This window comes from Candidatus Methanoperedens nitratireducens, assembly GCF_000685155.1.
In the GTDB taxonomy this organism is placed as follows: domain Archaea; phylum Halobacteriota; class Methanosarcinia; order Methanosarcinales; family Methanoperedenaceae; genus Methanoperedens; species Methanoperedens nitratireducens.
In genome coordinates, this window is record NZ_JMIY01000002.1 from 75,833 (window position 1) to 97,609 (window position 21,777).

Here is a 21,777-nt window from a genome sequence, read left to right on the forward strand (position 1 = left end):
TTTGTTATAATTAATAATTAAAACCGTAAAATTAACTATAGTTGATAGGTGCCGTATTGAACATAAATACCCTGAGTTTTTTCCAATAGAAAGTGAAAAGTATTTAAACAAATCTGGTATTCAGTAGATATGTGGAATCTTGGGAAAACTGGGATTTGACAGTTCTAAAAAAAGTTGGCTAGAGGTGTGAGTTATGACATACATTCTGCTTATACTCATTGCAGTAGCAGGAGTTTTCTATTATGATACTTTAAGGTGGCTGATTGATTCGTGGTTATACAATCCGTATTATACCCACGGCTTTCTTGTGCCTGTTGTCTCAGGATATATTATATGGAATATGCGACAGGAGCTTGCCGGTATAGAGAAAAAGCAATCTATGGAAGGCCTTGTGCTCTTTGTCAGCGGTATCATACTGCACAGCATCGGGGCTAACTGGACCGCACCTTCCATATCTGGCATATCCCTTATAGCAACGATCTCAGGTGCGATATTATTCCTGTTTGGATGGGAGTTCATAAAAAAGATCAAGTTTCCACTCTTGTTCTTGTTATTTATGATCCCCATCCCTTTCGTGGATACTGCTGCTCCGCCCATACAGACAGGCTCAGCAATACTATCCTCAAACCTGGCGAATATATTCGGGATACCTGTAGAGAGGGATGGACTGCAGCTCATTCTCCCCGCAGGCACATTTGAGGTCGGGCTTGAATGCAGCGGTCTTAGATCAATAATATCATTGCTGACAATCGCGGCCATATATGCCTTTATCCTGGAGGGCGGGATGCTGATGAGGTCTATAATCGTTATATCAGCAATCCCTTTAGCACTGGTGGCAAACGTAATTCGGATTACATCAGTGCTGGCGATTGCCAATGCATACGATCAGGAGACTGCGATCAATTTTTTCCATGATTTCTCAAGCCTTCTCTTATTCAGTGTTGCTCTTGTGGGATTATTCCTTGTAGGGAGGTGTTTTGGACGGCTACGATTCAAAAGAATATTTTAATACTGGCGGGCATTTTAGCCCTATCCTATGTTCTGATATTCCTGCTTGCCCCGAAGAACGTCGCAGATTATACAATAGCCGATACTGAGTACTGGCGTGAGACAGGGAACCGCCTTTTGCTTAAAACAGTATACGAATATAATTCCAAGGAAGATATCAAGGGTTTCCCAAAGACCATTGGAGAATGGGATAGCATTGATTTCAAATACTCCGATGCAGTTTATGCAAAATTGAATGCGGACATACTCATGAGCAGGGCATATAAGCGGGATAAAGACCTGATCTGGATGGATATCATAAACAGCAAGGTGGGTGAGAGTTTTCATAAGCAGAAGATATGTGTAGAAGGCGCAGGATGGAATATAGATAGAGAGAGCATTGCACAATTCACGATTGCAGATGAACCAAATCCATATACAAAACTCTATGCAAACAGGCTTGATATAAGCAAAGAAGGTAAAAAACAGATAATGGTTTACTGGTTTATGTTCAAGAAGTTTGGCTCAGGTAATGACGCAGTTACTATGATACGTATCTCTGCCCCTATTTTGAGTAGCGAAACTGAGACCTTTGATTACATAAAGGATTTTGTGGAGGACAGGCTATTTAATACCATGTACGAAGATGCAATACAGGAGGATGTCACTGTCGCAGAGTATATGGTTTCAGAATACGGGAAGCTCGGGATCTTTGCTATAATACTGATGGTTTTAGTGCCCATCGGTATAGTATTTATAGGAATCAGACAAAAAGATTAGTTAAAAAAGGAAAGGTTATATGGGAATTATAGCTGCAGTCTCGAACACTCAAACCTCTTTCTCCTTCGAGGTAATATCCCAGGGTGGAGCCTTTGCAACAGTCTCCCTCATCGTTTCTCTCTCCATCGCTCTGCTGATATCAGATTCCAGATACTGGAACGAGTGGGCTTCAAGTACACTTGGTGCCTGCTCCAATCCCCTTCTTCTGACATTTGCGGCAATAGTTGTCTTTAAGGTCATGCTGATACTATAGGCAGCAGACCAAATAAGAGCACATTTGCAGTACTGTGGATTGATTGGGAATATGGTTATAAGATAGGAAATGGATTTCCATACATAAAAAAATGCAAAGATATAAGTAATGATTAAACATGGTTTATGAACCCTGATAAATATGTCCAATTACTCTAAAAACAGCCTGATGCAATTCATTAATCCAAAACCGGATGATATCGAGATATGTGATGTTACTCTAAGAGACGGTGAACAAACGCCTGGTGTAGTCTTCAGTAGAGAAGAGAAAATTGTTATAGCAGAAAAACTGGATAGTATTGGAATAGAGGCAATCGAGGCAGGCTTTCCTGTGGTTTCAGAGGAAGAGGAAGCTACAGTAAGGGAGATAGCGCATCTTGGACTCGATGCCAGGATATGCTGTCTTGCACGTTCAGTGGCGAAAGATATTGATGTTGCGCTTCGGTGCGATGTTGATTTTGTGAGCATCTTTATTGCAACATCTGATCTGCACCTGAAGTATAAATACCATAAGACGTTCGAGGAAGCAAAATCCTGTGCCCTTGATGTACTTGATTATGCAAAAGATCATGGTCTTACAGTCAGGTTTGCTGCTGAGGATGCTACACGTACGGATATCAACATCTTAAAATCCATTTTTAAATCGGCCGAAGAGCATGGCGCAGATTACGTCAGCATTGCGGATACTGTAGGGATATTGAGTCCCCGCACAGCATTCTACCTTGTCAGCGAGATTAAAAAAACAATCAGAACAAAGGTATGTATCCACTGCCACAACGATCTGGGTATGGCTGTTGCAAATACCATCAGTGGAGCCGAAGCAGGAGCTTTTCAGCTCCATACCACTATCAATGGAATCGGAGAGAGGTGCGGAAATGCCTCACTTGAGGAACTGCTTGTGAGCCTGCGCGTGCAGTACGGTATAGAGAGATACGATATAAGCCAGATCGTGGAACTGTCAGGACTGGTTGAACAGTACTCTGGTATTCCGGTCCCCAGGATAAAGCCGATTGTGGGGGCGAATGCCTTTTCACACGAATCAGGGATACATGTGGCTGCTGTTCTTGAAGAACCCATGACCTATGAACTATTTGCCCCTGAGATGGTGGGCGCAAAGCGGGAAATAATCGTAGGTAAGCATACAGGCAGCAAGGCATTAAAAGGTGTTGTGCAGAAAATGGGTTACGATCTTACGAATGAGCAGATGTGCGTCCTTCTGGATAAGGTCAAAAAATGCGGCGAGGCCAAGAGAAAGGTTACATGCGATAGGTTGAGTGAGTTTATAAGTGAACTTGAATGATCTGCTTTTAAGTAATCCACACAACTAAAAACCACATTGTTTATTATATATGAGATACTAAATAACAGCAAGGGGGAGTTAGTGATATTCGATTACACCAACGAACCAAAACGTAGCATTAAGGTGGAAAAATGCAGATATTAAAAATCATGGAAAAAACCTTTGAATCTGAGTCCAACGAGGTTGCCCTGTACCTTGCAATGTCGCAAAGAGCTGATGAGGAGGGACATCCTGAGGTTGCGCAGTACCTGCGGCAGATTGCCATGGATGAGGCATGGCACGCAGCCGAGTTTGCACTACTTCTTGGAAAGATAAAGGATACGAGATCAAACCTTGAGATTATGCTGGAAGGGGAGATAAAGGAAGAAAAAGATAAAGAAGAGGCCGCAAGAGTTGCACTTTCTGAGGGGGAAGAAAATGCTTTCAGGATTTTTACGTGGTCGATGCACAGTGAGCGCAGCCATAAAGAGGTAATAAGAAAAATGCTCTTAAAATTACAGGAAAAGATTAAGTAATTGATAACCAATCAATAGTTAGGTGCTTATTATGGAACCCAAAAAAGTGATTCGAAGCATAGACGAAAAAATGGGATTTACCCCTGAGATCATGAATATGATGGGTGAGATGAACCCCGAACTGTTTGAACATTATAAAAAATGTGATGACGGCATACAGCAGGATGGCGCTCTTCCCGCAAAAATAAAGGTACTGATGTCTCTGGCAGTAATGGCATCACAAAGATGTGAGCCCTGCTGCGAATCCCAGTTGAGGAGTGCGTTGAACCACGGAGCCACGAAAGAAGAGATAATGGAAACAATGAACGTAATTTTTATCACATCAGGAGCGCCGGGTGTAGCTGCGTGCAGAAAAGCCCTGAACCTGCTACAGGGTGAAAAAGGACATGACGGTCATGGCTGCGTGCCTGGCAGAAGAAAATGAAGAGGGCTAAAAAAAGTTAAAATACTTTCATGTTCATTGGATTATTGTTCATTGAGTTATCAATGAGATTAATTTGAGGGAGGAGTTATGAACGAAAAAATAATAGATGCATTGAACAAAGACCGTGAACAAGAACTGAGTGCCATAATACAGTATATGAAGCATCATTATGAGGGCCAGGGGATGGAGAGCCCGGAGATCCTTGATAAAGAGAGAGAAATCGCTATAGCCGAGATGAGGCATGCTGAGAGTCTGGGTGAGCGCATCAACTACCTGGGCGGAGTCCCGACAAAGAGTGTATCCCATATAGCAGAGGGCGGCGACTTGAGGAAAATGATCCAGGATGACCTTGCAAAGGAGAATACAGCAATCAAACAATATAAAGAGCATATTAAATTAGCCGCTGAAGAGGGCGATATCACGACAAGGGTTATGCTTGAACAGATCCTAAAAGAAGAAGAAGACCACGCTAATACGTGGGAAACAGTACTTGGAGTTAAGAAATAAAAATGTTTGGAAGAGAAACACAACTGGTAGATTGCAGAGAGGCAATGGGGCTTGGCCGCGGAGGAGGTCTGGCACAGCGCGGGACACTATCTGAGGCTGCAAGGCCTGATGTTGTTGCGATCGCTATGACACCAGGCCGGCGGCATATCACCAAGCCTGTATGCGAGATAACACAGGGATTGAGAAGAGAAGGTATACAGGTAAGTGTTCTTGTGCTTGAGGCAGGAGCTGGCATTCCAATGGATGAGGTCGGTTCATCCACCTCATCAAGGGGCTATGGAGCTTCATTCGGTCTGACTGCAAAAGAGATTGAACAGATCGCAAGGCACAGACTTGTATTGTTACATATGGGGAATGTCAATTCCCACATTATTTTTAAGACAAAAAAAATTTTAAAGTATATCAACATACCTGCTGTCATTGCCTGTGAGTATCCCATTGATTTTGAGGATTTCGCAAAAGCAGGGATCAGGACAAAATTCGTAAGACCTAAGAACCCTGAGACTGAAGGAACTGTAGTCGCTATAGTGAGCGGAATAACCAGGGGCGAGACCTGTTCAAGGATAAAACTTAATGAATTGGCCAAGAATATCCGCTATGTATTGAGCACTAAAGCTGAGGAAACACATGCGGTCAGAAGCGATTTATTGATAAGTGAAGGGCTTCTGGCACCGGATGAAGAGCCTGGCGGAGAGTGAATAATTTGAAATGTTATTTGTGCGCTAAAATGGGAAAAAATGAAGATGCAGTGGCTGTCTGTATAGTATGCGGAATGGGTGTATGCATGGAACATGCTATCAGGGAAATAACGCCTGTATGGAGGGGCGATTATCCCGTAAGGCTTGAGAAGGATCTAGAAAACGTAAGACGAATCCTGTGCCAGCCCTGTCATGAGGCTCTCAAAGAGAACTGGTGATTGCTATGTTGAGATGTTACCTTTGTGCAGAAAACAATGTTAAAAATGAAGCGGTCTCAGTATGTATAATGTGCGGCATGGGACTATGTATTGAACATGCCAAGCGTATAGATCTTCCGATATGGGAAGGAGGGTACCCTGCGCCTGTCAAGGTCCTGAAAAAGGGTCTACCAAGGTTCGTATGCAGCGAATGCGGGAATATTTTGATGCCCGGGGCATGTGAATAGAAAGCCATGGGGATAAAGCCAAAACTCTATACGCTCAGCACCTGCATGCATTGCAGGGCAGCAAAGCGGTTTTTAAAAGCAAATGGGATCGAGTACGACTATGTTGATGTTGATAAATTAGGTGGTAAGGAAAAAGAAGAGGTTAGTTCAGAAGTAATTAAAATAAGCGGAGGATTGAGATTCCCGACCATCGTAATCGGCGATAAGGTAATAGTAGGGTTCTACGAGAATAAATTGAGAGAGGCCCTGGGTTTATGAGAACTATTGAAGAAATGTTCGCCGGGATGAAGAAAATAGCAGATGAGGAAGACTACCAGTTCAATCCTGTCAAAGAAGAGTTAGATGATATCCTTCAGGGGCTCTGGGAGAACGAGCACAGGTATGGCTATCCCTCATGTCCCTGCAGGATCGCAAGCGGTATGCTTGCAGATGATATGGATATGATCTGCCCGTGCAACTATCGTGATCCAGATCTGGAGGAATATGGCTGCTGCTTATGCGTGCTGTATGTGAGCGATGATTGGGCAGATAGAAAACACGATCCGATACCTGAGCGGCGCCCCCAGGAGTATTATGAGAGAGGTTATCCGAGTATATTAGAGCAAAAAGGAGCAGGAGGAAAAGAGATGGTTCAGGTTTACAGGTGCATGGTATGCGGTTATCTCTGCGCAAGGGAAGAACCGCCCGATCTTTGTCCGGTCTGCAGGGCAAAGAAAGAGAGGTTTGAGACTTTCGAGATTGGATAAAGCATTGCAAAGTTGAGGGCTAAGGAGGAAAAGGAAAACCCTCTAACCTTGCGCTGCTATTGCATAAATCGCTCTGAAGATGGGGAATAAACTGGCCGGGAACTACCCCACCACTCCTCTTTCCTCCCGAAAGAGCATAGCTCCCGTCCACTGGATAGGCGCATCTAATGTTCAGATTCCACCGATCTGCGATCTGTAGTCACTTTGACGCCATTCAGTTCGGCATCATATTCCAGGTTCCAGTTGTTAAAAGCAATGGTAATAGGCACTACGGATTGGAAGGAATTCTGTGCTGCTCTGCAGCCCTTATTTACTTATTCCAATGGCCCATACTCCCCCTCCGATGTGCCTGTCACCATGCTTACTATGAACGACCAGCCTATTCCCGTTTTCCCGTAATCCCGCCAAAGCGCAGGCGATTACCCACATATACATATAAGAGTATTATGGATAAATACTCTTAAGAAACAAGAGCATATGCCTTAACATATGCAAGATACATATAGTGAACTACCTGAGGATTCTTATCCTAACATTTCACCTACAGTCCTTATCTCATCCACATTTTTCAATCTTTCCAGCAACTCCATTCCCTTTTCTGTGATCTCATAACTGTCCTCAGGATTATTGCATTTTGCTATAAAACCCTTTTCTAATAATAATTTGAAATATTTCTGGAAGTTTCTCCAATCAAGATACGCCCTTTGCATGATCCGTGTCTTTTTAGCACTTCTCTCCTCAAGTGTTACCTTAAGCAAGTCGTAAATGAGTTCCCATCTGCTTCTTTTCTTTACCACCGCATCTATCTCCCCATCTTCTTATCTTCCGAATCACCATATTTCCCATTATTGTACATGCTCTATAATTGCATCTCTCCTGGATGACAGTATCACCCACGTATATGGAACATCCTGCAGATGCATCCATTGTAAAAGTTATTCCTCTGCAGGATAATTAGCTTACCGAATGCTATTTCATGTTATCCGAGAGTTAACAACTCCTTATCAACTCCTTATATATAAGATAGGGTCGCAGTTCTATAAATACCTTTTTGCAATACTTCCGCAAGTACTGTCATACCTGCAGAAGTGCTGAAAAAGTAAAAAAATATAAATAGTAGTACCACAGATAGATATAATATGAAAGAAGTTTTCAGAATTATAGGCTCTGAAAAAGACCTCGCAGATCTTAATACGGGTGAGGAGAACGTACATTTTTGCTTTAGGCCATCTGAAAAAAACATCCTTGAACTTGTTAAGAGATGCCCGAAGCTTAAAAGGATTCAGTTGCCTTCCTCATATCACAAGACAATTTCGAACACAACAAAAATGTTTTTAAATTTAAGCAATGTAAAATTGATTATGGGGGATATCTGGGGCCACAGGACAGATATTGATAGATTCGCAGAGATAGAGGTTTAACTCAATATTTCATAAGATATTACCTCAAATAAAAATATGCTATAGGCAGGACTATAGCTGCAAAAAGTGCCCATCCCAGGAAGGTATGGAATATCTGCATGGTCTCAAGGCCGTAGTAATAACCTATAGACACCAGGCTTATTATCCTGAACAGGTTTGCCAGATAGGAGGCAATAATCAGTACCACAGTTATTTTTATTATGCTGTGGGAGTGGTTCTTCCTGGGTGAAGTGAGCCTGTATGCAAAAACAGTACTTATTATAAGGATCATAGAATAGAAGCCAAAGCATCCCAGGTCTATTTTATAATATATATCCTCTATTCCGTATACATGGAATGTGACAAGAGAATCCATATGCAGAGAAATATCCATAGAGCGGAGTATAAATAATGCTGGCAGGGTTGTTGCATAGTAGCCATAATCATCATATATATTTGAGCCCAGACGAGAGGGCATGGCATATACACTTATAAACAATAGAAGGAAGATAGAGGAAAAATAAGCGCCAAATTCACCCATATTGCTGATGCTGCTATTTTTTATGTTAAGTGAGATCAGGGATATTCCCAGGAATATGAGCATGGTATCCAGGGTCTGGAAATCAGAGCCTGCCCTGACATTATAAATAATATCAGCTATTATTATAAAGCCTCCCAGCAGTGAAAGTTTTTTTGAGGGCTTCAACCTTGTCTCTCCTGTTCCCTTAAGCTTAGCAAGAATAATTAATGCAATTATAAAAAAAACAAGAGCCAGGTAGCCTGAGCTTCCAAAGCCACCAAAAGTAAGCTCAACATAGGATGCTATGAGGAACGTTATAAATAGTACCAGAAGAAAGGAAGGATTTTTAAGATTCATACTTTTATATCAGGTCGAATGATTCCCAGTCACCTGAATACAATATATTCCCCACACTTTTCAGATACACTGCTATTACCATTACAGAATTAGATAATATATTCCTTTTTATATTAATCACTCCATTTTGGATATGTTCCCCAATCCTATCTCTTCAATAGAGATTATCATAGAAATAGTTTCTGCTCTTTTGCTGTATATATTTAGGTGAGTCATTCATTGGTCGGCAAAGCTTCGATGATGCCCATTGAAGAAACTTAGAAATTTTATGGAGATACCTGTGATATGCAAAAATCTATTAATTAGTAGTAACATTTAGAGCTATAATGATTGTGGAGTTGGTAAGGGTAGTTGTAGGCCTAGTCCTTATATTATTTGTTTCAGGATATGCTTTAAGCTGGGCTTTTTTCCCCAAAAATGAAGATATAGCTGGCGATGAGAGGATTGCCCTCTCTTTTGTGCTCAGTATAGCAGGTGTTATATTCTCTGTACTTTTCATCGACCTGATGCTTGGCATAGACACCACGCCTTCAAACATAGTAGTAACAATTGTTGCTCTTATACTCCTGTCTCTACTCGTATGGAAGGTACACCTGTACATGATCAACAGGAGATTAAAGCAAACAATAGTTAAAAGGACTTTAGGCTACATGGATAAGATCATCAGGGTAATTAGACTGAGGTGGCATGCCTGAGCTTAATAGAAGCCAGCTCTCAAATATAGAATTAATCCTCAAGATCACTGAGGATTTCAGTCACGACGCAGAGATAGATTTCAAATATTCCTCTCCAGATAAAAAGACCCTGGTTATTGAATCAGGCCACCAGCCTAACTTCCTTCCTCATGCAGGACTTTTAAAAAAAATATTCATGCTTCATCTCTGCAGGAAAAGAGCTAATGATAAAGGCAGAGATGCGATAGCCCTCTTTGGATTCTCTGATTACAACCTGTGCACAACAAAGCTTCTCACCCAGAATAAGTTTCCTGCATTTAACAAGCTTGGATATGAAAGGCTTGGCTTTAAGATCACAGAGAGGGATGTATGGAAAAGATTTGATTATCTTATGAAGCCCACGGAAGATGAGTGGGAGAGAGCAGTACAAAAAATATCCTCTCATTATAAAAGATATCCAATCACCCCAGATACAGAACTGAGACTGACTGATATAATAGAGACTCTGGAGGATTGCTATAAAAGAGCAAAAAATTTCTCTGATATAAATGCATTCTTCATATCAAAAATAAGTAATAAACTTGCTCTTAACGTGAGCTTCTTCAGGTATTCAGATATTCAAAGAAAAGGAATATTCATAGAGCGGTGGAATGATATTATCTCAGACCCGGGGCAGTACAACAGCATTTACAATAGTTCCATAGAGCACCATCATCTGGATATACCGCTTTGCGACACGGATTCTTTGCCCTTCTGGTACCACTGCCCATGCGGTGCTAAGGTTCAGGTCATGCTCAATCAGGGGTATGCAACAGGCATATGCAGGATTTGTACTAAAAAGCATGAGATAGACCTGAATAAGCTAAAAGATGTATTCAAAGATTTGAGCCCGAACGCTGTAGCCAGAAATGTTATTTTTTCTGAGGGTATGGGAACCCATATATTTATTTCTGGAACAGGTGGATGGCTTGAATACAGCAAGATCTCAGATAATATCTCACGGAGGTATGGGTTCAACCTGCCAGTTACAATCTCATGGAAGGGCAGGGATTACTATACAGGCCCTGCCCATGAAGCAGCTTTGACTGAGCTTGCAAGGATTTGCGGGATTAAGAGAGCTAATATTTTAATAGAGGATATAACCAGGACGATAAAAGATAAAAGAAAAGAGCTTGAGGAAAGAGCAGCAGATGCAAGAGAGAAGGGGAAGAAGAATGAGATAAAGAAATACGATGGGGATCATAAAAATATAAGCACATCGATAGATATTAGTAAAGCAATATTTACAAGTACACCTTCTTTTATAGATATTCTTGTATCGCAGGGTATTAAGAAGATCGGAGAATCCTGGATACAGACCCTGGATGAGAATAATGATGGGTCGGTTATAATTAAGGATGTGGTTTATGATTCCGAAGCTTTTAACATATATAAAAAAATTGAAGGGATCGTATGATCAAGGAAAGCGCACGGGACTAATATTCAAAATATTCCTCAGTCTCACAATTCTATATGCCTTTTTGATATTCTACCTGTCCTCACTATCCGACCTCAGGATTCCTGAGGAGTTGCTTATTCTGTTTAATAGTTCTATTCGTTCCCCGAATCATAGCGATTATTTAATACTGCTTGCACCCCTCTATCCTCTAATAAAACAGCCAGATAAGGTTGCTCATATCCTGCTCTATTTCGGGTTTGGGATTTTACTTTTTCTGACCATGAGGAGCATGCATAATACTATCAGCAGGGCCGTGATTCTTGCTTTACTCATCGGGTTACTGTACGGGGCAAGTGATGAGTTCCACCAGATGTTTGTTGATGGAAGAACCTCCAGTATAATGGATCTGGTGGCAGATATAACAGGATTGATATTAGCACAGGTCATAATTCTTATAGCCTATGCAATCATAGCCATATTCTCACACGTATGGACAGGATTCTGGAAGCTTTCTGAATAGTATAAATAGAGGCGAGAAAATTAGATTAAAGTGATAGCTTTGAGTAAAATAATATTCAAAAGTGCAAAAATCACAAGACCGGAAGATAATCAGCCTGAGCAGATAAAAAAGATCTTTCCTTATATTTCGCCGCTGAAGCAGGGGGATATCGTGGCGATAAAAATACATCCTGGAGAATACGGAAATACAACCCACATAAGACCGGTAATTGTGAGAACTGTCGTTGATCTTGTGATAAAAGCCGGAGGGATACCTTTTGTTACGGATACCACCACGTTATACAGGGGTATGAAACTTAACGCTGCTGACCTGATAAATGGTGCTGCTATGAACGGTTTTACTCATGCAAGCATGAACGCCCCGTTTATTGTGGCAGATGGTTTAAGGGGGAATGATGCAAAAGAAGTACAGATCAACGGAGAAGTGCTTGAGAGCATCACGGTTGCATCTGCCATTGCAGAGGCAGATTCAATGATAGTGATATCACATGGTAAGGGTCACCCTGGCTCAGGATTCGGTGCAGCGGTGAAACATCTGGGCATGGGATGTCTTGATCGGGCAGGCAAGATAAAGATCCATGAGGTGGGCAGGCCTTCCATTGACACTGATAAATGTATGCAATGCGGTGCTTGCGTTGAGATATGCCCGTGGGGAGCTATAGCACCGCCATATATCGATCATTCAAAATGCTGCGGTGAACTATCATGTGCAGATACCTGTCCAGAAGAGGCAATCATTCCACCTCCTGACGCTACTGACAAGATGCAGAAAAGGTTAGGCGAGGCAGCACTTGGACCGATAAAAGCACTAAAAGGGCGGATTGGATATATCAACTGGGTGTATGACCTGACACCTGGATGTGATTGCTTTAATTTTTCAGGTGAGAGGTTTGTTGAGGATATAGGGATACTCGCCGGACATGACCCTGTTGCTATAGACTCAGCAACGATAGATTTAATCAATGAAAGAATGAAAACAAACGGCGGATCAATACATACTGTGTGGGGAATAGACCCCCGGGTACATATCAAAGCTGCTGAAAAAATAGGATGTGGCAGCCGGGAATATACAATAACTGACACAATATAAGATCCAGGAATGGGATTACTGATGATTAATCCTGTTTTCAAATAGCAATTTACTTATACGTAATCATCTCTATGTGAGGTCATGAAAAAATTCTTAATTCTTTTCCTTGCCGCTATAGTATTGTTCAGCGGCTGTGTTGATCAGAGAACAGTAAAAAGTGGGGATAAAATCTCAGTTGATTATACTGGAAGCATCAAGGATGGAGAGGTTTTTGATACTTCAATTGAGGATGTGGCAAAACAGAATAATATTTACACACAGGGCAGACAATATAAACCTCTCCAGTTTACTGTTGGAAAAGGGGAAGTCATTCCAGGATTTGATGAGGGTGTGATAGGGATGAAGGTCGGAGATACAAAGACATTAGATATCCCGCCAGAGGAAGCTTATGGCCCGATTAATCCTGAGGCAATTCAAGTCATCCCGATAATCGAGGAAATACCTGTAACAAGGACTTTCCCAAAGGAACTTGAGCTTCCAGTTGGCCAGTTTGAGAGGATATTTGGTCCAAATCACACGGTTGGTGATAATGTTAGTATCCCGGAGACTAACATTAATTTGACAGTCCAGAATATCTCCTCCAACGTATCATTGTCCTATGATCTCACGATTGGATCCAGTATTGTTGGCTCAGGAGCACCATGGAACGAGACCGTAGTAAATATTGACGATAAGAACATTACAGCAAGAGCCGATGTGAAGAAGGACGATATAATTCAGTTAGAGGAGGCTCCATGGAATACTACCGTGATTGATGTAACTGATACGAATATTACCCTGAGACATAATGCTATTCCTGATACAGAGCTTCAAACCATGTTTGGTCCGATAAAAATACACTTCAATGAAACCTCTATAACAATGGACCAGAACCCTGAGCTTGCAGGTAAGACATTAATCTTTGAGGTGACTCTGATATCAATCGACTGATAGTATAGAAAGATTTACTTTGGATTAGAATAAGTAGGGATATATGAAAATTACAGTAAGTTTAATTAAAGCAGATGTGGGTGGCTACCCCGGCCATGCAAGCGTGCATCCAGAGCTGATTGAGACCGCAAAAAAAGAACTTGAAGAAGCAAAGAATAGCAGGCTTATAGCGGATTATCACGTTCTCGCTGCAGGCGATGACCTTGAGCTTTTGATGAGCCACACAAGAGGCTGCGACAACAGCGAAATCCACGAGCTGGCATGGAATACCTTTAAGGCTGCTACAGAGATTGCAAAAGACCTGAAACTCTATGGGGCAGGGCAGGACCTGCTAAGCGATGCTTTCTCAGGCAACATCCGGGGTATGGGTCCGGGATCTGCCGAGATTGAGTTCACAGAGCGTAAGGCTGAGCCCCTGATCGCTTTCATGATGGATAAAACAGAACCCGGGGCGTTCAATCTCCCGATATACAAGATGTTCGCTTCTCCTGAGAACACTGCCGGACTGGTGATCGATCCGAGCTGCCACAGTGGTTTCAGATTCGAAGTATGGGACATAGTAGAACATAAGCGTGTTTTCATGAATGCACCTGAGGAGATATACTCAATGCTTGCACTCATAGGTGCAAAATCCCGCTATGTTATAAAGCGTGTTTTCCCGAAGGAGGGTGGAAAGCTTCCATCTGATGAGCCTGCAGCAGCGGTGAGCACAGAGAAGCTCTACCAGATAGCAGGTGAATACGTGGGCAAGGATGACCCGGTAGCACTGGTGCGCGGGCAATCAGGCTTACCTGCGGTGGGTGAGATCCTTGAGGCCTTTGCTTTCCCGCACCTTGTGAGCGGATGGATGCGCGGCTCACACAACGGCCCGCTTATGCCTGTCTCGTTCAAGGATGCAAGGTGCACGCGCTTTGACGGTCCGCCACGCGTTATCGCTGCAGGATTCCAGCTCAGCAACGGAAGGTTGATCGGGCCTGTGGATATGTTCGATGATCCTGCCTTTGATTATACACGCACAAAAGCGCAGGAGATAACAGAGTACATGCGCCGTCACGGTGCCTTTGAGCCGCATAGGCTTCCTCTTGAGGATATGGAGTACACAACACTGCCCGGGGTCATGGAGAAGCTCAAAGAGAGGTTTGAAGGTATTAAGTGATAATGGATGGAGATAAAGACATCTCCATACGCTTTATACAGATCCTCAACAGAAGTCTTCCCGCAAAAAAGAAAACGCTCAAAGAGCTTCTTCTTGAAGATAAACCGAGCATAAAAAACAGGGACGGTTCAACCCACTTATTCGATAGAAAAGAACTTGAAAAACTTGCAGCTATGGTTCCTGAACAGGAGCGCGGGAGGCTAAGGCTGCCTCTCTATCTTGAGATGAGCGCCTCGATGGAGAGGGGGAGCATAAAAATCTCAGGCAGGCTTGAGTGTATGATAATTAAAAAGATTTTATACGGGGATGAGCCATCTAAAGACAAATATGCGGAGGATATTAAAGACTATATGATTATCTACTATCCCCATCTATTGAAAATACGAAAAGAACTGGAAACAACAACACAGTTTATGTTTACAATATAAAATGATGCAGAAAGAAGAGAAAATAGTAATAGTCCTGCTGGTCATGGCAGTGCTCACTCTGACTATAGGCTATCTTGGTTTCTCTTCACAGCCTGCTGCCTACTCAAAGGATTCAAAGCCTGGTGAGCGCGTATATGTTGAAGGCACAGTACTCTCAAAACAGATGACAAAGACCGGTGATCATCTTATCATGACAATCTCAAACCTCAATATCAATGTGTTCATACCGAAGAATAATGGGGCAAAGGAAGTATATGATTCTGTAAAAATAGGGGATAGGGTAAGGATAAATGGTAAGGTTGAGGAATATAAAAATACAAAGGAGATCGTTGTGGAGAGTGCGAAGGATGTTGTAAGGTTGTCAGCTACTCAGCCCTAAAGGGCAGTAGCTTCCTGCTATTATAGTTAAGTGCTTGAATAACAGTAAATAAAGAACCGCAGATAAACGTGGATGAATGCAGATGCAGGTTATCTACATTCATCGGCGGTTAATAAAATAGAACATAAATTACGGGAATTTAAGAAATAGGCTATAGGATATCCCTGCTCATCTAAGAACTCAATCCATTTGCTATAGTTAGTAATCACTTTAAAATAGGGATTCCAATCGGTAATTTGATTCAATTTATATAATTAAGCGAAGGATTTAAATATAGTGAAGTGAAATAAAACTCGATAGTTTCGAATGGAGCTGATAGAGTTTGTTAGAATTTGTAAAAAAGATTTTTCTAATGCGCTGGCTCTGGAGTATATTCGCGGGTTTTTATCTTGTAGCGTACGCATTCTGGGTTCCTAATTTGTTTAATAATCTATTGACTATTATAATCGTAATTGCGATAACCCTGATTGCAGGATTGGGTCTGCTCTACGATGGCTTTTCAAAAGCATTAGAATTAGATACAGGTAAAGCCCTGCTGGCTTTACCTATCATGTGGCTATGGAGGGCTCTGGGTGCAATACTCCTGTTCGGTTATTTATTAGTCTATATTCCACCCGAAGGACGAATAGTAGCCCATTGGCCGCTGGACCTGGCCATAACGCTGGTTGCTGGAATAGTAATGCTGGCATACCTGATACTAAAATATTAAATAGAGTTTTGCACAATTCTTCACCTTATCTGGAAATTATAATGGAGCGATGTGTATGGAGAATGTGGTTGTACGTATAACAAAGAAAGACGATGATAGTGACCGATTTACTGTGCTAGAACAGGTACTTGAAGAAGCGGGTTTCTGGGATAAGCTCGAAAAGCGCTTTGTTGAGTCAGGTAAATCAAAAAAGGATTTTCTTATCGCAGTAAAACCCAACCTGATGATGTATTATAAAAAAAATGATATTAACGTCATTACAGAGCCAGCGCTCGTAGAACACCTGATTAATAAAATCGCAGCTAAAGGCTATACCAACATAGCGCTTGTTGAATCGCAGAACGTATTTGGTAACTGGTTTGAAAACAGAGATGTTTTAAATGTAGCAGATCAAGCAGGGTATAACCCAATTAATTACCGTATAGTAGATCTGACAATGGATGTAGTAGCCCACGTTTACAAAGGTTCTCTTGGCACATATCTGGTGGGAAAGACCTGGAAAGATGCGGATTTTAGAATCTCGTTTGCCAAGAATAAAACCCACATCTCCTGCTACTATACTTTGACCATAAAAAACATCTATGGCACCACACCCGAACAGAACAAGTTCCGCGAGTACCATGTGGATCGTGAGATAGATATTGTCACAATTGAAATGATCAAAGAATTTCCCGTCCACTTTGGGATAGTTGATGGTATCTGGTCCGCGGATGGTATTCTGGGACTTAAAGCAGACTATAAACCCAACCACACTAAAACTCTCATTGCAGGTGAAAACATAATTGCAGTGGATATAGTGGGTGGAAAGAAAATGGGACTTGATCCTATGAAAAATAGTTTTGTGAGGCTTGCTGTAGAAACCTTCGGCAAACCAGAGATTTTCCCACATGCAGACACCACAGAATATAAGGACTGGAAAAATGTAGGAATACTTGCCCCCCACATACTGGATTACGGTGAAGAATTTTATGATATAGCAAATAAACTCGGTTATATATGTTCAGAAATGGATACTGTGGCTTTTCCGAAAAAATATGAAGAAAGCTGGTTCAAAGAGAATGTACGTTATATATTTCTTAATATATTTAGGGTATTGAATAAAGCGGGTATTCTATGATATACAATTTATATTCCAGGTTTGATCGGTGATCATATGAGTTTTCTATTAGACCCCCCGGCTCTATTCATTACAGGCATCGCATTCTATTACGTAGGTAACAAATGGGGGCTTGTGAAACTTGTAAGGATTGCCATCAGTCTGTTCATTGTTCTTTCTTTTGTCTTTTTCAGCCTGCTGCTTTATTATGATGCTCTCCCCTGTTTTTTACCTGTAATCTGCAACAACTTGAGCGGTTCGGAGTTTATGTTCCACTCTAACATTACTGGCATTTACAAGAAAGATGTACCTTTGGTTGCAGTGATTTTACTATTCTCCCTGTATCCCCTCTGGTATTATCTGGGCTATGCTTCAGCACGAAAGTTCTCAAAACGCGGTTCTAAATAGGTTCTATGCGAAGAACTTCATTAACGTGATTCTGTAATGGTTGGCTTCGAGTTAATATTGTTATTTTATCGCTTTTCTTGAGCATGAAGTTCTGACCTGACATTCTCAATGTATTGATAAGGGTGTCATTAATTGTATTGATAACGCCCTCGTCATTGAACTTATGATATATCTTTATCTCATTATCGTTATATTCTATTTTATGAATTAATCCACTCGTCTTACATATTTCCTCAATAAATTCGGTGATATGCTGATAATCGGTATCCTCAATTGACACGCTATATACGGTAGAAATGAGATTGTTTAGCTGCTCGGAAAAATCATGGTATTTTAAAAGCTGAAGTAAAATGTCCCTGCTTATAATGACATCTTCGTAGTGGTCCGCTTTGATGATACGGGTGATGTTCCTCCAGAATTGGAAGTTACTCTGGATCTCATCTAAGATCAACTGGTTGTATCCGAAATGTTCCATTACTGACCTGTGTGCCTCTTCTTCATTGTTGCATTGCTCGTAGTCGATTATGAAGAGGTTTGGTGATTCCATAAACTTTCTAATCTTCAATTTGATGGGGTGATGGGCCAGCATGCATGAGTAGATAACGACCGTACTTTTCAGGTGATCTGGATCTTCAGCTTCGAATGAGATACGGACATTCTTGAGATCAGGACTCATCTCTATATTCTGGCTTATTTTGTATCCAAATATATCGACATGTTTATTGATCATATTGATATAGTCATTAAAAGAGAAACTGTCCATTCCCAGCAGCTTTGTATACTTCGCCATGATGACCCTGAAGATACCCAGAGGAGGCACCCCCAGGTTCGTTTTAAGCAGCCACCTGATCAGAGGAACAGGCATAAGCACTGCTATCCTGTTTTCAATAATTTTATTTCTTAGCATAATTATCTTCTGCTGATCACCGGTCATACTGTTCATATTTGTCTCTTGTCTGTAATGGTCAATCAGATGTCTTAGGGCCAGACTAAGATTATTATCACTGGCGTTTAAAAACGGCTTCAAGGTTTCCAAGTCACTCTTATCTATAGAAATTGTCCTGCGAATTTTCATATCTCCATTCTCCGCAATATTACACCTACGCTCTATTTTTGGACATTAATCGCTACAGGTTTATAAGTATTACGCGTAATAAAATTAGTATAGAATTAATATCTGAATGATGTTTTCGTAATAAATTGTTCATAATTAATTTTAAGTATAGTATGATTTCATCGGCGAGCCTGGCATACATCAAAAAATGTTTAGGTGGTAAAAATGGCAGATATCATACTGGTTGGCTGTGGCAAAGCAGGTTCAATTCATTGCAAGTGCTATGCTAAGCTCAAAGATTTAAATGTCAATATCGTGGCACTGGTTGACAGCAATCCGGCTCGTCTCAAAAGGTTCCATTCACTGTATAAAACATTCAACGAAGGAGAAGATCCACTGGCGGCGATTTCTCTTGAAGAAGTTTCCAGACAAATGGACATAGGAGACGCTATTATAGACCTGTGTGTACCCAACGATGTTCACTACCAGTGTGCCAGGGAAGCAATTGATCTAAGCGCAAAAAAAATAATAATCGAAAAACCAATTGCAAATAGTATAACAGATGCCAGAAAAATAGAAATGCTCAATGCGAGTATCGCTATTACAGAAAATTATGTCTACTCAAAAGTGACAGAACAGCTGAGAGAAACAATAGAAAAATACCAGCTTAAGCCCAAGTTTGTCAGAACAGAATTTTCAAAAGACAGGCGCAATGATACAACAAAAGGCAGGGGCTTCCTCAAAACAGGCCCTCCCCATGTATTTACAGTAGAAATACCGCATCAGATTGCAATAGTAAATTATCTGTTCGGCAGTCCCATAGATAATTTTGGAGCATGGTGTGAGGATATGGTAATGGGAAACAGGCGGTTCTATGAGCATGGTGAAGGTGCTATAACTCTCCTCCACGAGAACGGGACGATCTCCTATAATTTTTCAAGTCTTGATGGCTACAAGCACTTGCCTCTAAGACACAGGAGCATTATGCTACATTGCGAGGGTGGTATAAGGGTAAGTGCCCACTATCCGGCTGGTGGGGACGATGCATTATTTGGCGCTATTACCGTTTTCGAAAACAACCACATCAGTGAGAAGCTTGTGATTCCTGATGATACAATGGTTGAAACTCTTAAAATGATAATCAAGCGATTTGAGGAAAGTGAAGAGCAAATAACTGATGCGACTTTTGGGCGTGAAATTATGGAAAAAATTAACGAGAGTATCCATTTAGCTAGAATAAATGGGTGAAATTATGAAAAATGAAGAACAGATTATTGTCAGGAAACTAAAAGAAACACAGATGGAAAGAGGATCATGCGGGATGAGGAGGCGTCTCATTACTGATAAAGACTGCGATACAGTGGCATTCTCGCACCTGAAAATCTCGGATGCAAAGAAACACTATCATGAAAAAACCACAGAGTTTTATTATGTACTGAAAGGCGAAGGGCTGCTTGAGGTCGACGGTGAGTCGATCTCTCTCACTGAAGGCACACTCGTGATGATAAGACCTGGTATGGCACACAGGGCAGTTTCCAGCGGAGGGCTGGAGGTGCTGATAGCGATGACACCGCCACTGGCAGAAGCAGGCGATTATGTCAGCAGTAAAGGAGGATAAATATGAGAGCTGTAGTCGTAGGAGGTGGGATCGGAGGACTGTCCTGCGCGATAGGATTGATGGATTGCGGTTTTGACGTTTCGCTTTTTGATAAAAACAATAAGCTCGGCGGTGTTGCTCGTACACTTCATAACACTGATTATATATGTGATACCGGTCTGCATTATTTCTTTGAGCATTATACTGAATGTATGAGTTTGCTGAAAAAATGCAACGCAGATAAGGAGATTTTTTGGATAGAGGACAGGATGCTCTTTATGAGGGCTGACAGTAAAAAAGGAATGTACTCCCATCTACCGTTGCCGGGTGCATTGAGGGGTGCATCCGCCATTGCAAGATTCAATTTGCTCAATTTCAGCGACAGACTGAAGCTTCTTGGCTTATTTGCAAAAATGGCATTCTTAAAAGATGAACAGCTATCTGAGATGGATAATAAAACCCTTGAAGAATGGGTTCTGGAAAATGGGGGGAATGCGGAAATAATATCGAATTATTTCGACCCTATCTCCAGGTCACTGACATTTATGGGTGCATCTGAAATCTCAGCTCAGACCATAATCGTCTGGTTCAATGGAATTCGCAAACAGAACAAAATACGATTTGGCATCGCGGTATCAGGACTCAGCGAATCTGTGATAGAACCTCTGAAAAATTACCTTCTCTCCAGGGGATGTAAAATTTACACAGGATGTGAGATTAAAAGCATCACGATTAACGACGGAAAGGTGCATGGCGTTAACTTCAAGGATAGTTTCGAGCAGCGTTTTATTGATGCAGATGTAGTAGTACTGGCAGTTTCACCGGCTCAGGTGAATAAGATTCTCAGGAACAGTCCCACGGCAGGAAAACAATCTCTTATACAGATGGACGAGGGCACACCTGTGATTGTTGTTAACCTGCTTCTGTCATCGAATTTAACGGATGAAAAAATAGTGATGTTCGGCGTGAACACATGTTTTAATATTTTTATGGAAATTACAAACGTTTCCAGGAATTATTCTGAGAACCATTCACTTGTTACGCTGATCATGAACTCAACTGAAGATCAGCTTCATATGAGCGAGGGGGAAATCCAGAGTATTGTATTAAATGACCTTGAGTCTTCACTGGGCTATTCGATCAGAGAAAAAATCGCTGACTGCGAGATTTTCAGACTGAACGATGTCGTGACAAAACAGGTTCCAGGGCATTCCAGGTCAAGAGTGGATAATAAAACAGACATTGAAGGATTATATCTATCAGGGGATTATACCGCCGGGATTCAACCGTCGGGTATGAATGCTTCGGTACATAGTGCCAATACATGCGTTTTAAAAATTAAAAACGATTTCAGGGTGGTTGCATGAA

The 21,777-nt window shown here is 41.5% G+C and carries 28 protein-coding genes and 2 pseudogenes; 26 read left to right on the plus strand and 4 right to left on the minus strand.

What is annotated here, in order from left to right; genetic code table 11:
* The first annotated feature begins 193 nt into the window (after window positions 1-193).
* A complete protein-coding gene (locus ANME2D_RS04185; protein ID WP_048089357.1) occupies window positions 194-1,009 on the plus strand; it encodes an exosortase/archaeosortase family protein in 816 nt (271 codons plus the stop codon).
* A complete protein-coding gene (locus ANME2D_RS04190) occupies window positions 973-1,767 on the plus strand; it encodes an exosortase-associated EpsI family protein (RefSeq protein ID WP_048089358.1) in 795 nt (264 codons plus the stop codon). Before ANME2D_RS04185 ends, ANME2D_RS04190 begins: the two co-directional genes overlap by 37 nt.
* A 48-nt stretch (window positions 1,768-1,815) precedes the next feature.
* On the opposite strand, the gene ANME2D_RS17855 is transcribed toward ANME2D_RS04190, so the two are convergent.
* The gene (locus tag ANME2D_RS17855; protein ID WP_157833959.1) at window positions 1,816-2,007 is read right to left on the minus strand and encodes a hypothetical protein; all 192 of its coding nucleotides are present in this window, start codon (window positions 2,005-2,007) and stop codon (window positions 1,816-1,818) included.
* Window positions 2,008-2,152: 145 nt separating this feature from the next.
* Here ANME2D_RS17855 and ANME2D_RS04200 point away from each other — a divergent pair, with 145 nt between their 5' ends.
* From ANME2D_RS04200 to ANME2D_RS04240, 9 genes and pseudogenes are all read left to right on the plus strand, one after another.
* Window positions 2,153-3,319 (plus strand): homocitrate synthase family protein, encoded by a 1,167-nt coding sequence (locus ANME2D_RS04200; RefSeq protein ID WP_394295694.1) that lies wholly within the window; start codon window positions 2,153-2,155, stop codon window positions 3,317-3,319.
* Between the two features lie 131 nt (window positions 3,320-3,450).
* Complete coding sequence (locus ANME2D_RS04205; protein WP_048089361.1) at window positions 3,451-3,834, plus strand: ferritin family protein; 384 nt, start codon at window positions 3,451-3,453, stop codon at window positions 3,832-3,834.
* A gap of 28 nt (window positions 3,835-3,862) precedes the next feature.
* Window positions 3,863-4,258 carry a carboxymuconolactone decarboxylase family protein gene (locus ANME2D_RS04210; protein ID WP_048089947.1) on the plus strand — a complete coding sequence of 132 codons (396 nt, stop codon included), beginning with the start codon at window positions 3,863-3,865 and terminating at the stop codon, window positions 4,256-4,258.
* An 87-nt stretch (window positions 4,259-4,345) separates the two neighbouring features.
* Window positions 4,346-4,765, plus strand: a complete 420-nt coding sequence (locus ANME2D_RS04215; RefSeq protein WP_048089362.1) for a ferritin-like domain-containing protein — start codon at window positions 4,346-4,348, stop codon at window positions 4,763-4,765.
* A 2-nt stretch (window positions 4,766-4,767) separates the two neighbouring features.
* Window positions 4,768-5,370, plus strand: a pseudogene (gene mcrC, locus ANME2D_RS04220) (methyl-coenzyme M reductase I operon protein C); the annotation flags it as partial.
* A 122-nt stretch (window positions 5,371-5,492) separates the two neighbouring features.
* Window positions 5,493-5,681 carry a DUF2180 family protein gene (locus ANME2D_RS04225; protein WP_394295692.1) on the plus strand — a complete coding sequence of 63 codons (189 nt, stop codon included), beginning with the start codon at window positions 5,493-5,495 and terminating at the stop codon, window positions 5,679-5,681.
* 5 nt (window positions 5,682-5,686) lie between these two features.
* Window positions 5,687-5,908 carry a DUF2180 family protein gene (locus ANME2D_RS04230; RefSeq protein WP_048089365.1) on the plus strand — a complete coding sequence of 74 codons (222 nt, stop codon included), beginning with the start codon at window positions 5,687-5,689 and terminating at the stop codon, window positions 5,906-5,908.
* 6 nt (window positions 5,909-5,914) lie between these two features.
* Window positions 5,915-6,166 (plus strand): glutaredoxin family protein, encoded by a 252-nt coding sequence (locus ANME2D_RS04235; protein WP_048089366.1) that lies wholly within the window; start codon window positions 5,915-5,917, stop codon window positions 6,164-6,166.
* Window positions 6,163-6,654: a ferredoxin-thioredoxin reductase catalytic domain-containing protein gene (locus tag ANME2D_RS04240; RefSeq protein ID WP_048089367.1), complete on the plus strand. Its 492-nt coding sequence runs from the start codon at window positions 6,163-6,165 to the stop codon at window positions 6,652-6,654. The genes ANME2D_RS04235 and ANME2D_RS04240 overlap by 4 nt, the downstream gene beginning before the upstream one ends.
* A 524-nt stretch (window positions 6,655-7,178) precedes the next feature.
* Here the strand turns inward: ANME2D_RS04240 and ANME2D_RS04245 are convergent.
* Entirely contained in the window at window positions 7,179-7,451 is a 273-nt protein-coding gene (locus tag ANME2D_RS04245; protein ID WP_157833960.1) for a DUF4364 family protein, read from the minus strand.
* A 342-nt stretch (window positions 7,452-7,793) separates the two neighbouring features.
* Here ANME2D_RS04245 and ANME2D_RS04250 point away from each other — a divergent pair, with 342 nt between their 5' ends.
* Complete coding sequence (locus ANME2D_RS04250; protein WP_052368562.1) at window positions 7,794-8,075, plus strand: DUF1699 family protein; 282 nt, start codon at window positions 7,794-7,796, stop codon at window positions 8,073-8,075.
* Window positions 8,076-8,094: 19 nt separating this feature from the next.
* Here the strand turns inward: ANME2D_RS04250 and artC are convergent, their stop codons facing one another.
* Window positions 8,095-8,931, minus strand: coding sequence for an archaeosortase C (gene artC, locus ANME2D_RS04255; protein WP_048089369.1), 837 nt, complete (start codon window positions 8,929-8,931; stop codon window positions 8,095-8,097).
* A gap of 320 nt (window positions 8,932-9,251) precedes the next feature.
* Here artC and ANME2D_RS04260 point away from each other — a divergent pair.
* The 11 genes and pseudogenes from ANME2D_RS04260 to ANME2D_RS04310 all read left to right on the plus strand — a co-directional run.
* Window positions 9,252-9,626 (plus strand): annotated as a pseudogene (locus tag ANME2D_RS04260) (DUF1616 domain-containing protein); the annotation flags it as partial.
* A complete protein-coding gene (locus ANME2D_RS04265; protein WP_048089371.1) occupies window positions 9,619-11,061 on the plus strand; it encodes a hypothetical protein in 1,443 nt (480 codons plus the stop codon). The pseudogene ANME2D_RS04260 and the gene ANME2D_RS04265, both read left to right, overlap by 8 nt.
* The gene (locus ANME2D_RS16715) at window positions 11,012-11,563 is read left to right on the plus strand and encodes a VanZ family protein (protein ID WP_052368563.1); all 552 of its coding nucleotides are present in this window, start codon (window positions 11,012-11,014) and stop codon (window positions 11,561-11,563) included. The genes ANME2D_RS04265 and ANME2D_RS16715 overlap by 50 nt, the downstream gene beginning before the upstream one ends.
* Before the next feature lie 39 nt (window positions 11,564-11,602).
* Window positions 11,603-12,652 carry a DUF362 domain-containing protein gene (locus ANME2D_RS04275; protein WP_048089372.1) on the plus strand — a complete coding sequence of 350 codons (1,050 nt, stop codon included), beginning with the start codon at window positions 11,603-11,605 and terminating at the stop codon, window positions 12,650-12,652.
* Window positions 12,653-12,733: 81 nt separating this feature from the next.
* Complete coding sequence (locus tag ANME2D_RS16720) at window positions 12,734-13,582, plus strand: FKBP-type peptidyl-prolyl cis-trans isomerase (RefSeq protein WP_052368564.1); 849 nt, start codon at window positions 12,734-12,736, stop codon at window positions 13,580-13,582.
* A gap of 43 nt (window positions 13,583-13,625) precedes the next feature.
* Window positions 13,626-14,738, plus strand: a complete 1,113-nt coding sequence (fbp, locus tag ANME2D_RS04285) for a fructose-1,6-bisphosphate aldolase/phosphatase (protein ID WP_048089373.1) — start codon at window positions 13,626-13,628, stop codon at window positions 14,736-14,738.
* A gap of 2 nt (window positions 14,739-14,740) precedes the next feature.
* Complete coding sequence (locus ANME2D_RS04290) at window positions 14,741-15,166, plus strand: DUF61 family protein (RefSeq protein ID WP_048089374.1); 426 nt, start codon at window positions 14,741-14,743, stop codon at window positions 15,164-15,166.
* Window position 15,167: 1 nt separating this feature from the next.
* Window positions 15,168-15,545, plus strand: coding sequence for an OB-fold nucleic acid binding domain-containing protein (locus ANME2D_RS04295; protein WP_052368565.1), 378 nt, complete (start codon window positions 15,168-15,170; stop codon window positions 15,543-15,545).
* Between the two features lie 322 nt (window positions 15,546-15,867).
* Window positions 15,868-16,254 (plus strand): hypothetical protein, encoded by a 387-nt coding sequence (locus ANME2D_RS04300; protein ID WP_048089375.1) that lies wholly within the window; start codon window positions 15,868-15,870, stop codon window positions 16,252-16,254.
* Between the two features lie 55 nt (window positions 16,255-16,309).
* Window positions 16,310-17,371, plus strand: coding sequence for a DUF362 domain-containing protein (locus tag ANME2D_RS04305; RefSeq protein ID WP_048089376.1), 1,062 nt, complete (start codon window positions 16,310-16,312; stop codon window positions 17,369-17,371).
* Window positions 17,372-17,407: 36 nt separating this feature from the next.
* On the plus strand, window positions 17,408-17,758 hold the full coding sequence (locus ANME2D_RS04310; protein WP_048089377.1) for a hypothetical protein: 351 nt from the start codon (window positions 17,408-17,410) through the stop codon (window positions 17,756-17,758).
* On the opposite strand, the gene ANME2D_RS04315 is transcribed toward ANME2D_RS04310, so the two are convergent.
* Window positions 17,751-18,665: a hypothetical protein gene (locus ANME2D_RS04315; RefSeq protein ID WP_206741766.1), complete on the minus strand. Its 915-nt coding sequence runs from the start codon at window positions 18,663-18,665 to the stop codon at window positions 17,751-17,753. The genes ANME2D_RS04310 and ANME2D_RS04315 overlap by 8 nt on opposite strands.
* A 372-nt stretch (window positions 18,666-19,037) precedes the next feature.
* Between ANME2D_RS04315 and ANME2D_RS04320 the strand changes: the two genes are divergently transcribed.
* The 3 genes from ANME2D_RS04320 to ANME2D_RS04330 are packed head-to-tail and all read left to right on the plus strand — an operon-like array spanning window position 19,038 to window position 21,776.
* A complete protein-coding gene (locus ANME2D_RS04320) occupies window positions 19,038-20,060 on the plus strand; it encodes a Gfo/Idh/MocA family protein (RefSeq protein ID WP_048089379.1) in 1,023 nt (340 codons plus the stop codon).
* Window positions 20,061-20,064: 4 nt separating this feature from the next.
* Window positions 20,065-20,430, plus strand: a complete 366-nt coding sequence (locus ANME2D_RS04325; protein WP_157833963.1) for a cupin domain-containing protein — start codon at window positions 20,065-20,067, stop codon at window positions 20,428-20,430.
* Between the two features lie 2 nt (window positions 20,431-20,432).
* Complete coding sequence (locus ANME2D_RS04330) at window positions 20,433-21,776, plus strand: FAD-dependent oxidoreductase (protein WP_048089380.1); 1,344 nt, start codon at window positions 20,433-20,435, stop codon at window positions 21,774-21,776.
* The last annotated feature ends 1 nt before the right edge of the window (window position 21,777 follow it).

What these genes read in the sequence shown, in the direction of transcription:
- ANME2D_RS04320 (WP_048089379.1), top strand. Translation starts at nt 19,038, where the DNA reads ATGGCAGATATCATACTGGTTGGCTGTGGCAAAGCAGGTTCAATTCAT.
- ANME2D_RS04315 (WP_206741766.1), bottom strand. Translation starts at nt 18,665, where the DNA reads ATGCTAAGAAATAAAATTATTGAAAACAGGATAGCAGTGCTTATGCCT.
- ANME2D_RS04295 (WP_052368565.1), top strand. Translation starts at nt 15,168, where the DNA reads ATGATGCAGAAAGAAGAGAAAATAGTAATAGTCCTGCTGGTCATGGCA.
- ANME2D_RS04205 (WP_048089361.1), top strand. Translation starts at nt 3,451, where the DNA reads ATGCAGATATTAAAAATCATGGAAAAAACCTTTGAATCTGAGTCCAAC.
- ANME2D_RS04305 (WP_048089376.1), top strand. Translation starts at nt 16,310, where the DNA reads ATGGAGAATGTGGTTGTACGTATAACAAAGAAAGACGATGATAGTGAC.
- ANME2D_RS16715 (WP_052368563.1), top strand. Translation starts at nt 11,012, where the DNA reads ATGATTCCGAAGCTTTTAACATATATAAAAAAATTGAAGGGATCGTAT.
- ANME2D_RS17855 (WP_157833959.1), bottom strand. Translation starts at nt 2,007, where the DNA reads ATGACCTTAAAGACAACTATTGCCGCAAATGTCAGAAGAAGGGGATTG.
- fbp (WP_048089373.1), top strand. Translation starts at nt 13,626, where the DNA reads ATGAAAATTACAGTAAGTTTAATTAAAGCAGATGTGGGTGGCTACCCC.
- ANME2D_RS04330 (WP_048089380.1), top strand. Translation starts at nt 20,433, where the DNA reads ATGAGAGCTGTAGTCGTAGGAGGTGGGATCGGAGGACTGTCCTGCGCG.
- ANME2D_RS04230 (WP_048089365.1), top strand. Translation starts at nt 5,687, where the DNA reads ATGTTGAGATGTTACCTTTGTGCAGAAAACAATGTTAAAAATGAAGCG.
- ANME2D_RS04235 (WP_048089366.1), top strand. Translation starts at nt 5,915, where the DNA reads ATGGGGATAAAGCCAAAACTCTATACGCTCAGCACCTGCATGCATTGC.
- ANME2D_RS04265 (WP_048089371.1), top strand. Translation starts at nt 9,619, where the DNA reads ATGCCTGAGCTTAATAGAAGCCAGCTCTCAAATATAGAATTAATCCTC.
- ANME2D_RS04215 (WP_048089362.1), top strand. Translation starts at nt 4,346, where the DNA reads ATGAACGAAAAAATAATAGATGCATTGAACAAAGACCGTGAACAAGAA.
- ANME2D_RS04185 (WP_048089357.1), top strand. Translation starts at nt 194, where the DNA reads ATGACATACATTCTGCTTATACTCATTGCAGTAGCAGGAGTTTTCTAT.
- artC (WP_048089369.1), bottom strand. Translation starts at nt 8,931, where the DNA reads ATGAATCTTAAAAATCCTTCCTTTCTTCTGGTACTATTTATAACGTTC.
- ANME2D_RS04290 (WP_048089374.1), top strand. Translation starts at nt 14,741, where the DNA reads ATGGATGGAGATAAAGACATCTCCATACGCTTTATACAGATCCTCAAC.
- ANME2D_RS04310 (WP_048089377.1), top strand. Translation starts at nt 17,408, where the DNA reads ATGAGTTTTCTATTAGACCCCCCGGCTCTATTCATTACAGGCATCGCA.
- ANME2D_RS16720 (WP_052368564.1), top strand. Translation starts at nt 12,734, where the DNA reads ATGAAAAAATTCTTAATTCTTTTCCTTGCCGCTATAGTATTGTTCAGC.
- ANME2D_RS04225 (WP_394295692.1), top strand. Translation starts at nt 5,493, where the DNA reads ATGGGAAAAAATGAAGATGCAGTGGCTGTCTGTATAGTATGCGGAATG.
- ANME2D_RS04325 (WP_157833963.1), top strand. Translation starts at nt 20,065, where the DNA reads ATGAAAAATGAAGAACAGATTATTGTCAGGAAACTAAAAGAAACACAG.
- ANME2D_RS04250 (WP_052368562.1), top strand. Translation starts at nt 7,794, where the DNA reads ATGAAAGAAGTTTTCAGAATTATAGGCTCTGAAAAAGACCTCGCAGAT.
- ANME2D_RS04240 (WP_048089367.1), top strand. Translation starts at nt 6,163, where the DNA reads ATGAGAACTATTGAAGAAATGTTCGCCGGGATGAAGAAAATAGCAGAT.